Source organism: Spirosoma oryzicola (genome assembly GCF_021233055.1).
GTDB classification, from domain to species: Bacteria; Bacteroidota; Bacteroidia; order Cytophagales; family Spirosomataceae; genus Spirosoma; species Spirosoma oryzicola.
Genome location: NZ_CP089538.1, coordinates 1,700,138 through 1,714,665, shown reverse-complemented (window position 1 = coordinate 1,714,665; position 14,528 = coordinate 1,700,138). Strand labels below are relative to the sequence as shown.

10 protein-coding genes are annotated in these 14,528 nt (G+C 51.5%); 2 read left to right on the top strand and 8 right to left on the bottom strand.

The window, feature by feature from the left end:
• Position 1: 1 nt before the first annotated feature.
• Complete coding sequence (locus LQ777_RS06965; RefSeq protein ID WP_232561799.1) at positions 2 to 1,219, top strand: lytic transglycosylase domain-containing protein; 1,218 nt, start codon at positions 2 to 4, stop codon at positions 1,217 to 1,219.
• On the opposite strand, the gene LQ777_RS06960 is transcribed toward LQ777_RS06965, so the two are convergent.
• The 8 genes from LQ777_RS06960 to LQ777_RS06925 all read right to left on the bottom strand — a co-directional run bounded on the left by LQ777_RS06960 (position 1,220) and on the right by LQ777_RS06925 (position 13,075).
• The gene (locus tag LQ777_RS06960) at positions 1,220 to 2,245 is read right to left on the bottom strand and encodes a DUF4249 domain-containing protein (RefSeq protein ID WP_232561798.1); all 1,026 of its coding nucleotides are present in this window, start codon (positions 2,243 to 2,245) and stop codon (positions 1,220 to 1,222) included.
• 1 nt (position 2,246) lies between these two features.
• A complete protein-coding gene (locus LQ777_RS06955; RefSeq protein ID WP_232561797.1) occupies positions 2,247 to 4,547 on the bottom strand; it encodes a TonB-dependent receptor in 2,301 nt (766 codons plus the stop codon).
• A 302-nt stretch (positions 4,548 to 4,849) separates the two neighbouring features.
• Positions 4,850 to 5,194: a hypothetical protein gene (locus tag LQ777_RS06950; protein ID WP_232561796.1), complete on the bottom strand. Its 345-nt coding sequence runs from the start codon at positions 5,192 to 5,194 to the stop codon at positions 4,850 to 4,852.
• 287 nt (positions 5,195 to 5,481) lie between these two features.
• Positions 5,482 to 7,428, bottom strand: coding sequence for a CocE/NonD family hydrolase (locus LQ777_RS06945; protein ID WP_341871370.1), 1,947 nt, complete (start codon positions 7,426 to 7,428; stop codon positions 5,482 to 5,484).
• Positions 7,429 to 7,564: 136 nt separating this feature from the next.
• Entirely contained in the window at positions 7,565 to 9,748 is a 2,184-nt protein-coding gene (locus LQ777_RS06940; protein ID WP_232562809.1) for a heavy metal translocating P-type ATPase, read from the bottom strand.
• Positions 9,749 to 9,896: 148 nt separating this feature from the next.
• Complete coding sequence (locus LQ777_RS06935; protein WP_232561795.1) at positions 9,897 to 10,109, bottom strand: heavy-metal-associated domain-containing protein; 213 nt, start codon at positions 10,107 to 10,109, stop codon at positions 9,897 to 9,899.
• A gap of 241 nt (positions 10,110 to 10,350) precedes the next feature.
• Positions 10,351 to 10,713 (bottom strand): hypothetical protein, encoded by a 363-nt coding sequence (locus LQ777_RS06930; RefSeq protein ID WP_232561794.1) that lies wholly within the window; start codon positions 10,711 to 10,713, stop codon positions 10,351 to 10,353.
• 100 nt (positions 10,714 to 10,813) lie between these two features.
• Positions 10,814 to 13,075 carry an FG-GAP-like repeat-containing protein gene (locus tag LQ777_RS06925; protein WP_232561793.1) on the bottom strand — a complete coding sequence of 754 codons (2,262 nt, stop codon included), beginning with the start codon at positions 13,073 to 13,075 and terminating at the stop codon, positions 10,814 to 10,816.
• A 119-nt stretch (positions 13,076 to 13,194) separates the two neighbouring features.
• Between LQ777_RS06925 and LQ777_RS06920 the strand changes: the two genes are divergently transcribed.
• A complete protein-coding gene (locus tag LQ777_RS06920) occupies positions 13,195 to 14,514 on the top strand; it encodes a UDP-N-acetylmuramoyl-tripeptide--D-alanyl-D-alanine ligase (protein ID WP_232561792.1) in 1,320 nt (439 codons plus the stop codon).
• Positions 14,515 to 14,528 lie beyond the last annotated feature (14 nt).

Here is a 14,528-nt window from a genome sequence, read left to right as displayed (position 1 = left end):
GTTGAATTCGTCCGTACGTTTTTATCTGGTACTGATTAGCCTTGGGTTGTTTCTGGAGCCGGTTATTTTTGCGCAGAAAAAATCGGCAGTTCGCCCCCTTGTACCCAAACCACGTTTGACCAGTGGTTTGACTCGCCTGCATTTTTGTGGCGAGATGGTTCCAACGGAGCAGGGTGATGTGTCTACGAAACTTGCCTTTGCTCTCGCCGGTAGCGCTGGCTATAGTAATCATCTGGGTGGTTTGAAAGCGCGGTCTGCGCCTTACTTTGCCGTTATCGAACCCATACTAAGCAAGCACAATATTCCCAACGATTTCAAGTACCTGCCCTTGATCGAAAGCGCCTGGCAGGCGAATGCGGTTTCGTCAGCGGGTGCTGTCGGCTACTGGCAGTTTATGGATGATACCGCCCAGGATATGGGCCTGTCAATTGCACCTGGCAACGACGAGCGTACTGATCTGCGAAAATCCACCGAAGCAGCCTGCCGTTACCTTCGCTTTCTTTACCGAAAATTAGGCTCGTGGACGCTGGTGGCGGCTGCTTACAACGGCGGGGTAGGTATGGTCCAGCGTAAAATAACGCGGGTTGGTCACCGCGACTACTACGCCATGACGATGAACACGGAGACGGGCTACTACTTGTACCGGATTCTGGCGATGAAAGAACTCTTCACCAACCCGGTCTACGGAATGAGTTTGGGCAAGATGGTCGCTTCCGGGAACGCCTACGAGCAGGAACGCGCCCAGGCTCGCCGGATGGGTTGGCTTCAGGATGAAGAACCCGAACCCGTCGGTGTTCCGGTTGAGTCGCTGACTGACCCACAAAGAAACACGCTGCGCAATGAAGCGACCGTAATGGATAGCGTTCTGTCCGAATTGCTGAAAAACAAATCGTCTGCACCACCTGTTTTCGTGGGCGACCTGTCGGCCAAATTGATCCGGGCGGGACAGCTGAAAGTTGGGCAAAGCTGGTCATTCGCCTTAGCCGAAGATGTGCAGATTGGCGAAGATGAGCTCAAAACCGGCGACGCGCTCTATGCCGTTGTTGATGATGTTGACGCGCAGGGAAACCTATTTCTCCGCGCAACAAAAGTCATTTCCTCGCAAACGAAAAGCGTTATTCCGCTTACCCTGACGGCCATGAATCCGGGTACGGGCCTGGCGGGTATTCCCCGACCTAAAACCATCAAGCCGGGCTGGCTCGTGCAGTGGAAATTTTAACTACAACCAGCCGTCGGGTTCGACAACCGGTACCGGACCGTACGTATTCCGACAATCGCCCTGGGGTAAAAGCTGACTGCTGATAAATCCGTACACAGCCGTACCCGTCGATTCCGGTGCCTGATTCCGAAATCGCTTGCGCGTTATGGATACCGTGGCAAAATACCCCCGCGCCACATCAGTCGGATCATTGACATTGATTAGATTGCCGACTACGGGTGCGGGTAAGGGGTCGAAAATACTGCCGGTTCGGGCATTTTGTTGCTGATACAGCTTCCAGAACTGGTAATTTGACTGCGTGATACCATACTGAAGAACTTCCATCAGTTGTGGCCCAACGGCATACACGGGTAAACTCAGTATATCCTGACTTCGGATACGATTCCCGTTGACGGCTTCATCGCTGTATATGTTCACATCGTTATTTACGATAGTAATCCAGCAGCGGTCAAAACAAATAGAGGATGGCGAGTTGAGGCTACAGGGTGCTCCTGTCGATTTACGGGTAGTGATTCCGTACGCGGTCCAGCGGTAGTAATTCTTCTCCGCAGCCGGATCACGGGTGGAAACCGAGTAAAGGTAGCGGTAAGGAGTGGCGAAATTGTCTGAGCGTCTGAACGTTGTTAGTACGCTATCGATTACCGGCACCGACGGCATTTGCTCTGGCTTCGATACGTAGCGCTTACCATCGCTGAGCGCCACCGTCAGGCTATATGCCCGGCCTACTTCTCCTCGAAAGGTCAAATCTGTCGTTTGGTAAAGCCCCGGCCCGATCGATACAAACTTCGTTGAACGTCCCTGATCATTACCTAAACTCACCTGTGCTCCTTGTACGAACTGATCGGCAATAGCTCCTTCGCTGTAATTGCCGGTATAAGTTAACCGAACCGTGTACGGCGGAGCCTCGTTGGTAATCTGACCCTCAACAACAAGCCGAACCTCTTCCGTACGAATTGGCAACTCAACCCGGTCGATGCAGGCAGCCAGGGATGTCAGAATGATAAGAATAACGACGAGCCGATACATATCAGAAATAAAAATTGTAGGCAATGGACGGAATCAGCGTACCAAACACCGACAAGCGATACGCTTCGGTTCGCTGGTTGAATCGAGTGAAATAGATCGAATACGGATTCTTATGCGCGTATACGTTGTAGACACCCAGTGTCCAGATGCCGTACCGACGTTGTGCTTTGTTGAACCGGGTATCTTTCGAGAATGCGACATCCAGCCGGTGATAGTCGGGAATTCGATCCGCATTGCGCCGTGAATAATCCTGAACCGGTTCACCATTATACGTGTACTGCCCATCGGGATAGGTAGCCGGAACGCCGGTATAATACACGAAATTGGCCGAGAACGACCAGTTATGCGACATGGCCCAACGAGCCTGTACGTTTAACGTGTGCGGTCGGTCAATGTACGAAGGATAATAGGCACCGTTGTTGATGCGCAGTTCGTCATAAGGCGTTTGTACGGACACCAGTGATCGGGCGTAGGTGTAGTTGAGTTGCCCGGTTAGTCGTCCTTTGTTGCTACTCACCCCGAATTCGACGCCGTAAGCACGGCCAGCCGCCTGGAGCAACGCGGTTTCCAGCGTTGGGTTGAGGATCAGGTTAGCGCCGTAGCGGTACTCGATCTGGTTCTGAAGACGCTTGTAATATCCTTCTACACTTACTTCAAACGCATTGTCCCGCAGGTTCTGAAACACGCCCAGCGATACCTGATCAGCAATTTGGGGCGGCACGTAGCGATCACTTAATTTCCAGAAATCGAGCGGAGTAATCGCCGTGGTGTTCGAGATAAGGTTTACATACTGGCGGGTTCGTCCGGCACTGGCTTTAACGGCGGTATGTGTGGCCACCTGTACGCGCAGAGCCAGCCGGGGTTCCAGTCCGCCGTAGGTCTGTACAGCTTGTCCACTCCCGTAACGAGCCGAATCGATAACGGTTTCGGGAGAACGTGGTCCATTCGGCGCGTAGTCGTACACGGTGCGCGCTCCCAGCAGTGCGAAGGCCGAATAACGTAACCCCGCCTGGAACGAGATTTTTGGCGTCAGCTCCCACTCCGTGTTCACATAAGCGCCCAGTTTGCGCCCATGCTCCGGTGCGATTCGTTGGGGGTTTATGCTGGAATTTTCGCCAGTTGGCTGTACATCACCCGTTTGGATTTGGTACAGAATACCATTTGCGCCAACCTGAACTTTGTACTTCTGCCTGAGGGTATAAAACAAATCCGCTTTGCCCTCCCGCTGCTCGATATACGACGCAAACCGAAAAGTCAGACCGGGCTTCACCCCATCGACGTTCAGGTGATAACCACTGTACAAAGCGGTCAGGTTTAGCTGTAGATTCGGTTGAACCAAATAACTCCACCGGCCCGTCAGCACCTGGGAGTTCCAACCGTACAGGGTGTCTCCCGGAAATCGAAAGTTATCCTGACTGCGATAAGCCGACAAGGCAATGGTATTTCGCTCATCAGGCGTGTACGTCAGTTTCAGGTTCGCATCATAAAAAAAAGCGCGGCTATTCTTGACGCTGGGACTGGGAAACACCTGTAGCAGGTAGTTGGGAAACGCAATACGTCCGCCTGCCAATAAGGTAAGCTTCCTGGTAATTGGTCCATCCACCACCGCCCGCACACTTACCGGACTAACACCGCCTGATAGTCGCCAACCATCTTTGTTGCCGTTGCGGGTACTCATCAGCAACAAAGACGAAACACGCCCCCCGTACTGCGCCGAAAACGCTCCTTTGCTCAGGCTGACATCCTGCACCAAATCCGGATTGATATTCGTATAAAAGCCGAGCAAATGCGACGTATTAAACAAAGGCGCTCCATCCACAAGAACCAGATTCTGGTCAGATCGGCCACCGCGAACGTTAAATCCACCCGCCCCCTCTCCTGCCGTCGTAACCCCGGCTTGCAGAGCGAGCGCTTTCAGAATGTCGGGCTCACCCAGCACAACCGGCATTCGCTTCAACTCAGGCATGCTCAGCTGAATCTGTCCCATCTGCACCGTTCGAATGTTCTGATCTTCGCGCGTGGCGCGAACGTCTACTTCTTCCAGATCGGTCGATCGGGGTTGTAGGGCATAGACAATTCGTTTATTGAAATCGAGTACAATCGTCTCGCGGCCCCGAATGTAGCCTACCGCCGAAACATAAACCGTCAGTACACCAGGGGCATGGTTTATAAGCGCGTTGCCCAGGCTGTCCGCCTTTGCGCCCGCTTTTGTTTCAGCAATAAAGACGCTGGCTCCCGGAATCGGTTTTTTGGTTACGCCATCCTGAACGGTAATCGTTAAACGAAGCCGTTGCTGGGCCACTGCGGAAATTGTATGAAAGCAACAAAGTACTACAAAAACCAATAGCCGCACATTCATACCGTTGAATCAGAAGACACTTCGTGGATAGTCCTAACGTTACAGTAAGGCAGGAATGTACCTGTTTTACTTAGCGAAGCCATCCAATCAATTAGCAATGGTTTATTACTGTACAGTTGGCAGATCGGCTAGACGTACAAATAAAGCGCGGTTCGCTATCCCTCCTCTCGATTGCTGATTAAACGGAGAATATGTCACAAAAAAAGCCACTCTTCAAAGAGTGGCTCTGCTATGATCAACGCCTTCTAGGGCTGGAACCGTAGCCGAACCGTGTGCAGTTCAGCAGCATCACTTTCATAACCAACTAGTTTTTTGCCTGTCAACTCACGAAGCAATGCATGGTTGATCTGGTCATTCTGACTGAACACTTTTAGCTGACACAGCTCACTGTCCGAGTTGACGCGAAACTGAATCACCACCACACCCGCCTGTTGGGTTGGCCTGAGTGCATCAGGGTACGAAATATATTTGGCTAACTGTTGCTCAAGATTTGCCTTGGGCGCTTTAGTCTTGCGAGTTTTTGTCGGCGTAGCGTAGGCTTGCGTCGCCAGGAAGCCTACCAGCGTAAGTAGAAAAAGTGATTTTTTCATGACTTCGGTTTAGTGAAAGATCAACAATACCCACTCGCCCAGACGCTACAGGTGAGTGATCAGGACTAATGTTATGATAATATTACTCAAATATTATCTATATGTTAACATCTGCGTTAAAACTTAATATTGAAAAAATGATACTGCTTCTATCTCAGGCCTCCACAATTAGGCCAAACTGCTAATTTTCAATACTTTATAAAAACAAAAAAGACCACTTGTAGGTGATCTTTTCCAAATCCAATATTACCCCAATGTTAACAAACTAGAATATTATACCCGTATTCCTATTTTTCTGTCATGCCAAGTACAATTTCGGATGGATGATTAGCATCATGATATAACCGCATGGTCGCTTTTTGAAAGTCAGCGGTATCTGCCGTTCCGATATTAACAAACGTTTGCGGATTACGATCCACAATCGGAAACCACGAATGCTGTACCTGCACCATCAGCCGGTGACCTTTCTTAAACGTATGCATCACATCGGGCAACTGCATCGTTACGGCGGTCACTTCTCCCGGCTTAAACGGCTCGGGGGTAGTGAAGCTATTGCGAAACTTACCACGCAGTACTTCAGCCCGCACCAAGCGCTGGTAGTTCGCCATTTGAACGCCTTGCGGATTAGCTTTGGCCGAATCGGGCAATACATCGATTACCTTGACGATAAAGTCAGCATCCGTACCCGTCGTTGACGCAAATAGTTTTGCGTTGATGGGACCAGCCACGGTTAAATCCTCCGTAAGCACATCGCTTTCGAAAACCACTATATCGGGCCGGTTAGCCACGAAGCGCTGATCCTCAATAACATACTGGTTATTCCGGCGAGCTTGTACGCCATTCGTGTAAGGCACAGGCTTGGCCGGATCGCTGACATACTCTTCGAAAGAATCGTTGCCGGTTGGTTTGTCCGTCGTCAGCTTCTGGCCTGGGGCCAAATAAAAATGGCGTGCGCCAGCCGCTTTGGGCGGCCACGCGTCGAATGACTTCCAATCGTTTTTGCCCGTATCGAAAACGAGTGCTTCCGGCGCTTCGAACTTTCCTTTGTCCTTTAGATGAAACGCGAAGAATGTTGATTCCAGATTATCGCGGTAGTATTTAGCGGTATTCTGTCCAAACGACAACGGCCCAAACTGGCTCCAGTCTTCACGAGCCCACGCGCCATGCGTCCACGGCCCCATCACGAGCGTATTCCGATTGCCACTCGATTGTTTTTCGATAGCCTCATAGGTGCGTAATGCGCCAAACAAATCTTCGGCATCAAACCAGCCGCCAACGACCATCGTAGCTGGTTTTACGTTTTTGAGATGGGGTCGGATATTTCGCTTTTGCCAATAATCATCGTAGGTATCGTGTTGAAGATACTCGTTCCAGATTTTCGCCCGATTGTTAAAATACTTCGGACCGTTCGCGTTTTTAACGGGCCCCAATTCCAGGAAGAACTTGTAGGCATCCGTGGGTCGCCACGAGAACAACTGTTCGTAATTCTCCAAAGGTCCTTGTCGCGGACTGTCGAAGTAATTCATGAACGAGAAGTTATCGAGCAGAAAAAACGCGCCATTATGTCGGGCATCATCGCCGATAAATTCGTCGGTGACGGGTGCCTGTGGCGACACGGCTTTTAGGGCCGGGTGGGCATTCGGTAAAGCCGCTGATGCGTAGAAACCAGGGTACGATATTCCCATCAAGCCAACCCGCCCGTTGTTGTTCGGTACATTTTTGAGCAACCACTCAATCGTATCGTACGTATCCGTACTTTCATCCGTTGCTGTAGGCTGCGTACTTTTTTTACGACTCTTGGTTGCTGTAATCGCCGTCGCTTTCTTTTGACCCGCACCGGGCGTGGACTCGCCGGGCACATCCACACCGGGCGTCATTTCTTCGAAATTACCTTCGCTCATGTAACGTCCCCGAACGTCCTGATTGACGAAGATGTATTTTTCCTCCGATAGCGCCTTGTTTGGGCCGGGGCCTGATTTTGGGTAATTCGTCTCACCGTATGGTCCCGCCGAGTACGGTGTCCGCTCCATCAGAATCGGGTACCGATTAGTCGAACTGCCCTCTTTCGGAACATAAATGACGGTGTAGAGTTTGACGCCATCGCGCATGGTAATCTGTCGATCCAGCTTATTGTAGTGCTGCCGAACAAAGAGCGAATCGGCGCTTTTTGACTGCGCGTAGCTAAGCGAAAAACTGCCTAACAGGGCAACAACGAGTATTTTTATACGCATCATACCTGATTTTCTTGCCAAAAAATAAATTGCTGGACAAGTATACTAATTAACGCAGACAACTACCTCCCCAAAACGCGAGTAGGCCAGACTCATCGAGAGTCTGGCCTACTCAGCACTTGAAAATCATGGCTTAGTCTTAGAGCCGTATCGAGCGCAGCCTGAGGCTGTTACTGACAACCGATACCGAACTTAGGGCCATTGCCGCCCCGGCGATCATCGGATTAAGCAAAAACCCGAATGCTGGATACAGCACACCGGCGGCAATAGGAATGCCGATGAGGTTGTAAATGAAAGCCCAGAACAAATTTTGTCGGATGGTTTGAACTGTCTTTCGGGAAAGTTGTAGCGCTTTGGGTACACTAGTCAGGTCGGAGGTCATAAGCGTCATCTTGGCTACATCCATCGCAATGTCGGAGCCTTTGCCCATCGCAATGCTCACGTCCGCCTGTGCCAGTGCCTGTGAGTCGTTGATGCCATCGCCAACCATGGCGACTACGTTACCCTGCGCTTGCAGCTCCTGAACAAAAGCCGCTTTGTCAGCTGGTAACACCTCAGCGCGGTATTGGGGTATACCTACCTGACTGGCGACGGCGGCTGCGGTCTGCGTATTATCGCCGGTCAGCATGTAAACGGCAATGCCCCGGCGCTGTAAGGTTTCAACTGCCTGACGGGATGTTGCTTTGACCGGATCGGCAATGGCAAGCACAGCTAGAAGTTGCCGTTGGTTCGCAAAAAAGACAACCGTTTTAGACGATTTATAAAGTCCATCGACTTGTTTCTCCACGTCCTCATGCAACGAAACTCCTTGCCGATCAATCAACTGCCGATTACCAATAACATACGTTTCGCTTTCATAATCAGCCGTTACGCCATGTCCCGTCACGCTTTCAAACCGATTGACCGCAACGCTGGACACACCCGAACGTTTAAGATATTCGGTTACGGCATTAGCTAGTGGGTGTTCCGATTGACCCTCCAACGCGTACAGAATCGAAGCCAGGCGCTTCTGCTCCCCTTCCGATACCAGCCAGTGCAAGTCCGTAACGACGGGTTTACCTTCCGTGATTGTGCCTGTCTTGTCCAGTACAACCGCATTGACCCGATAGCCGAGTTCCAGGCTCTCCGCGTCTTTGATCAGAATGTTATTTTCTGCGCCCTTTCCAACACCGACCATAATAGCCGTTGGCGTAGCCAGACCCAACGCACAGGGACAGGCAATGATCAGCACCGTCACCGAAGTTAGCAAGGCTGTTGTCAGCGCATTATCCCCGCCCAATAGGAGCCAGCTGGCAAACGTCAACAAAGCGATTCCTAAGACGACCGGCACGAAAATACCCGCGATTTTGTCCACAAGCCGCTGGACAGGGGCTTTACTGCCTTGGGCCTCCTGCACCGTCCGAATGATCCGGGCTAACACCGTATCCGACCCGACTTTATCGGCCCGAAATAGAAAACTACCTTTTTGGTTGATCGTACCGGCAAAGACAGGTGCGTCAGCGGTTTTCTCTACCGGCATGGGTTCACCACTGATCATGCTTTCATCGATAAAGGAAGCTCCGCTTTGTACCATTCCGTCCACAGGAATCCGCTCACCGGGTCGCACCAGCAGCCTATCGCCCACACGTACGTTCCCAATGGGGATGTCACGCTCGGTGTCACCATCAATCAGCCGTACGGTTTCGGGCTGGAGGCCCATCAATTTCTTTATGGCCGACGACGTATTCGATTTGGCCCGCTCTTCGAGCAATTTACCGAGCGAGATAAACGCGATGATCACCGCAGCCGCTTCAAAATAGACGTGCAGATGCTGCCCACGATTCAGCCAGAATTGCGGATAAATCGTCGTAAACGCACTAAACAGAAAAGCAATGCCCGTACTAAGCGCGACGAGCGTATCCATGTTCGCCTTACCATGACGAGCCTGCTTCCAGGCATTGACGAAGTACGTGCGTCCCAGACCAAACACCACCGGTGCCGCCAGCGCCATCATGATGTAGTTGCCAAACGGCACCAAGTCCATGAAGAACATGCCGATCAGCACGATGGGTATTGATAGCAAGACCGCCCAGATCGTCCGTTTTTTCAGCACTTCGTAACTCTTTTGCTGGGCTTCCTGCTGCACCTGCTGCGGGTCCTCGGCATCGACAACCATATCGTACCCGACAGAACGAAGTGCCGTCTGCAATCCTTCTGGGGTTACGACCTTTGGATTGAACTGTACCGACGCACTCTGATTCGCGTAGTTAACGCTCGCATCGCTGACACCGGGCGTGTTTTTAAGCGTGGATTCAACACTCACGGCACAGGCCGCGCAGGTCATTTCCAGCACCGGATACGTTTTTTTTATGTCCGAAGCCGACGGTTTCTCCTTCGGTTCGTTGAGAAGCGTATTCACTTCATTAGGAGTTTATGCGTATTCGTTTGCCATCCTGACTGCGGTATGCAGCAAACGACTGGCTAAGTGTGCGTCAATTCAGGGGCTCTGCTTTATAGCCTGCTTTCTCGATAGCCTGCTTGATTTGCGTAGCCGTAGCCGACGTAGTGTCAGCCGTTAGAATCTTGTTGGGGTCCTGGACATCCACCTGCCAGTTACCTTCGCCGACGGCTTCGTTCAGAAAAGGCGTAACGGTAGCAATGCAGCCACCACATTTAATATTCGTTTTGAATTTTACAGTTTCCATAGGATTGATTAATAGACTTGTCTGCCTTTGCGTAATCCCCAATTGTGTCGGTCATGGTTGCTTCGGTTGACCTAACAAAGGTCGCTCTGAACCAGCTGATTTGTATTACGAAATTGTCGACTACTTTTATAAAATAACCCGAAACCAATCGAATGAGTTGCGTCAGGATGCTACTCAGCAAAGAAGCCAGCAACAGGATCTGATTCCCATTGCTGGCTTCTAAATACGCTGAAAATTAAGACTAGTAACGCTCGTTGCCTTCCTCTTCCTCCTCGGCTAATTCGCTGATCTCGTTGTCGAGTTCATCGTCCGAAATATCTTCCAGTAAATCGTCGGGCAGCGCATCCAGATCTTCGCTGTTACGAACTTCGTCGGTAGCGTGCATAGCTGTGATGGTATCCGTGTATAATAGCGTATCCGACGCTTCCTCATCGCCCGGATTCATAATGTCAGGTTCGTTATTGACACCCAGGCCGGCGTAGACAATGGCATCTTCTTCATCGTTATTGGCGGGCATGTTGGTATGCTGAGGAGACATCCCTTCTAGTGGACCACCCGAGTTTTGATCTACAGGCTGTTGGCTGGAGTTGTTATTATTTTCCATGATTAATGCTCGTTAAGGGTGATTAGCCGCCGATTGTTCTCATCGGTCACTAGTCACGCGTCTTTACTTCAGTAACCACCAACTTCCCAAAGAGTTTTCACTACTTCCACACAACAACCTTCTGCACCTGGGCGGGCCGGTTGTCAGCCGATAGGCGCAACAGGTAGGTTCCATCGGGTAAAGCGCTCAGATCGAGCACCGTTTCGGCATCCGATTGAACGTCCTGAACCGGTAGCATGCCCTGCCCTGACAAGGAAACCAGTTCAAGCCGACCCGAAAACGCCGGTTTCACGGTCAGGAAACGATCCGTTGGATTAGGAAACGCCCAGGGGCCAGTCGACTCTTCCGGTACGCCCGTGATAACAACTTTCTGCGATGTATTTTTCAGGTATCGCAGCCCGCCAGCCACGCTTCCCAGCATCAGGTCCGGTAACTGATCACCGTCCAGATCAGCCGCTGCCGCTATCAACCGTGTGCCGGGCAAACCCAGGGCGGGTAATGAGTCGATCAGGGTCAGAGACTGGTCAGGTCTGTCGGGGAATTGATAAATGCGAACGCGACCATTGTTGGAAGCGGCAATGATTTCGTTTTTCTGATCACCGTTCAGATCAGCGACCACGAGCGAACGGGCCCGGTCGTAATACGAATTGTTGTTGGTAAATCCGCCGAACGTTTGATTTTGCAATTGGAAAACTGGATTGGTAGCTGTTCCTGTATTGCGTAGGTAATTGATCGTTCCTTCGTTTTTACCGATCAGTAAGTCGGGCTTGCCGTCATGGTCAACGTCCGTCACGGTGATGAGTTCACCCGGCTGAACCCGTCCGTCTGGGTTAGCCCATTTGGTGGCACCTGCCAGGCTATACTGAGCGGCTGCCCCTTTCGGAGCGGTGTTGAAGAATACACGAATTTCAAGGCCGCTGGCAGCTGTTCCGGTCAGGACCAGATCTATGCTTCCGTTTCCGTCAACGTCCGTGAACGACGGCACCACGTCGCTCCACCCCAGCCCCTGCGTCAGTCCGAGGTAATCCGTCGTGACGAGCGAGAAAGCCGGATTCTGCGTCGTTCCTTTGTTCTCAAACTGCCAGAGTCCGGCGCGGTAGTTCGTTCCACTACGAACCCCACTGTAGCCGACCAGCAGATCAACATCACCGTCACCATCCAGATCAGCCAGGGCCGGAGCGGCATTTTCGCCCAGATCCAGCATATCGCTTTGCAGAAAATCTTTCTGAACCAGCTTGAAATCAGGCTTCTGGTTTGTCCCTGTGTTCTTATAAAACCAACCCGACGCTCGAAAGTCAAACGCTCGGTTTTCGTTGAAATCCGAGTACGTTGAGGCTAACAGATCCTTAACACCATCCCCGTCAACGTCCTGCCAGTACGTAGCCGCGTAGGCAGGAAACTTGATGGAATTCTGCACTGGAAACAAACTATCGAACGACGTGAACGAGGCATTTTCATTGTTGGGCCCCGCGTTGTGTAACACGGCAATGTTCTCGCAGGAAACGAAGCCAAACAGCAAGTCTTTTTTGCCGTCGCCATTGGCATCCAGTACCGAAAGCGTATTGCCGGAGTGCATTGGTTTAGCGCCACTCGGTTTGGCCGCATTCACCAACGGACCGACTTTCTTCATGCCAACCATTCCATCGCAGGTGACCCCAAATGTAAAGTCATTGCAGTACTCTTTAATAAAGTGACCCCACACCTGACAATCAGCTCGTTTGTAGTCCAGACCGTCTTTTTTACCCGTCCGTTCGACGCTCATGTTCTGCTGATACGTGATCAGATTGCCCGTCCCATCAAAGGCCAGTATGTCAATGTCGCCATCATCGTCGAAGTCGGTAATGGCGGGCAAGTCGGTCGGTGCTACGAACAAATTCTGTTTACCACCAAATCCGACGGTCATCAGTGAACCAACCGCCATACTGAACGATAGCTGCCCATTCTGGGAATCATTGTGATACACCATGATATTGCCCGTAGGACCAGGTAAGAACAAATCGTTACGGCCATCACCGTCGTAATCGACAACCGCCAGCCAGCCGTTGATACTCGGAAACGCTTTCTCGTAATCCGGAGCGTGCTGCCAGGCAATTCCGCTTCCCACGGGGTTATCAATAGCGACGAATGTGCTGATTTTATTGGTTGACCGATCAAAGACCACGAGATCATCGCGGTTATCGGTATTCAGGCGCATGGTTGCGTACTGCGTTGCGTTCAGGCCGCCCGCCCACGGGTTGAGTAACGCCCGCCCGTCGATGCTAACGGTGGGTCGCTGATCATACTGAAAACCGAACTTACCCGCCGACTGAGCGTAGTCGAGAAGCGGAATAACGAAAAAACAAAGCGTAAACAGCTTTTTCATCTAATTTTGGGCAATTCTCTGTCAATCCTTACGAAACGCGTAAGCGTATCATTCGCGAAACGGCTCTTGGTTAAAAGACCAACCCGGTTCGTAGAGAAGAACGAACTGCGACTTCATTTATGTCTATAGGTATGCTGTCAACGGCAGAACTTTATTCAAAATTTCAAGAGTGTACCGGTGTATCGACCGATACGCGCAAGATTACTGCGGACTGTTTGTTTGTTGCTCTCAAAGGTGACAACTTCGACGGTAACCAGTTTGCCGAACAGGCGCTTACTTCGGGAGCCCGTTACGCGCTCGTCGATGATCCGACGGTTGCCGGTCGTAACCCTCGGTGCCTGCTGGTAGCCGACGGTTTGCTGGCACTTCAGGACCTCGCCCGTCACCACCGTCGGACCCTCACCATCCCGGTTGTTGGCCTGACCGGTTCTAACGGAAAAACCACCACCAAAGAGCTGATTGCGGCTGTTCTGTCGAAAAAGTACCGGACCTACGCTACAATGGGCAATCTCAATAACCACATCGGCGTTCCGCTGACCGTGCTGGCTATTAACGAGCAGTACGAAATGGCCGTTGTCGAAATGGGGGCCAATCACCAGAAAGAAATCGAGCTGCTTTGTTCGATTGCGCAACCGACTCACGGGCTGATTACGAACGTCGGGAAAGCTCATCTCGAAGGGTTTGGAGGTGTCGAAGGGGTACGCAAAGGCAAAGGCGAATTGTATGATTATCTGGCCCAAAATGCCCGGACGGTTTTTATCAATTCCCGCGACACGGTGCTGACGGCCATGTACCGCGAACGATTGAAAGCCCTGCGCTCCGAAACCACCTTCGCCGAAGCGATTTTCTACCCCGGCGAGTTGGTCGAGTTGATTCAGGAGTCGCCCGTCGTTATTTACCGCGACGCAACAGGCCACGAAGTCTCAACGCACCTACCCGGCCGTTACAACTTCGAGAATATGATGGCGGCAGTGGCCATCGGCGATTATTTTGGCATTTCGCCCGAAGAAGCCAACCATGCCGTAGCGGATTATAACCCGACGAACAACCGCTCTCAGGTGATTCACAAAGGCTCGAATACCATTCTGCTCGACGCCTACAACGCAAATCCGAGTTCGATGGCGGCTGCAATTCGTCAGTTTGCCGCTACGCCCGCCAAGCGTAAGGTGGTTATTCTGGGAGACATGTACGAACTCGGTTCGGAAAGCGAAGCCGAACACGCGGCATTGGGCAAACTCGTTGCGGAAGGCAAGTTTGATATCGTTATTCTGGCGGGCAAAGACATGAAATTTGCCCTCGGCTGGCTTCCCAAAGCGTATTACATTCCCGATAAATTTTCGCTCCATAACTGGCTGATGGACCACCCCATGACGGATACGCACATTCTGGTCAAAGGGTCACGCGGCATGGGTTTGGAATCGGTCTTACCTTTTTTGTAAATCAGTTCTGAACT

Excerpts from the sequence above, each read along its gene's own strand:
- LQ777_RS06960 (WP_232561798.1), bottom strand. The coding sequence starts at position 2,245 with ATGTATCGGCTCGTCGTTATTCTTATCATTCTGACATCCCTGGCTGCC.
- LQ777_RS06950 (WP_232561796.1), bottom strand. The coding sequence starts at position 5,194 with ATGAAAAAATCACTTTTTCTACTTACGCTGGTAGGCTTCCTGGCGACG.
- LQ777_RS06945 (WP_341871370.1), bottom strand. The coding sequence starts at position 7,428 with ATGATGCGTATAAAAATACTCGTTGTTGCCCTGTTAGGCAGTTTTTCG.
- LQ777_RS06940 (WP_232562809.1), bottom strand. The coding sequence starts at position 9,748 with ATGACCTGCGCGGCCTGTGCCGTGAGTGTTGAATCCACGCTTAAAAAC.
- LQ777_RS06935 (WP_232561795.1), bottom strand. The coding sequence starts at position 10,109 with ATGGAAACTGTAAAATTCAAAACGAATATTAAATGTGGTGGCTGCATT.
- LQ777_RS06930 (WP_232561794.1), bottom strand. The coding sequence starts at position 10,713 with ATGGAAAATAATAACAACTCCAGCCAACAGCCTGTAGATCAAAACTCG.
- LQ777_RS06925 (WP_232561793.1), bottom strand. The coding sequence starts at position 13,075 with ATGAAAAAGCTGTTTACGCTTTGTTTTTTCGTTATTCCGCTTCTCGAC.
- LQ777_RS06920 (WP_232561792.1), top strand. The coding sequence starts at position 13,195 with ATGTCTATAGGTATGCTGTCAACGGCAGAACTTTATTCAAAATTTCAA.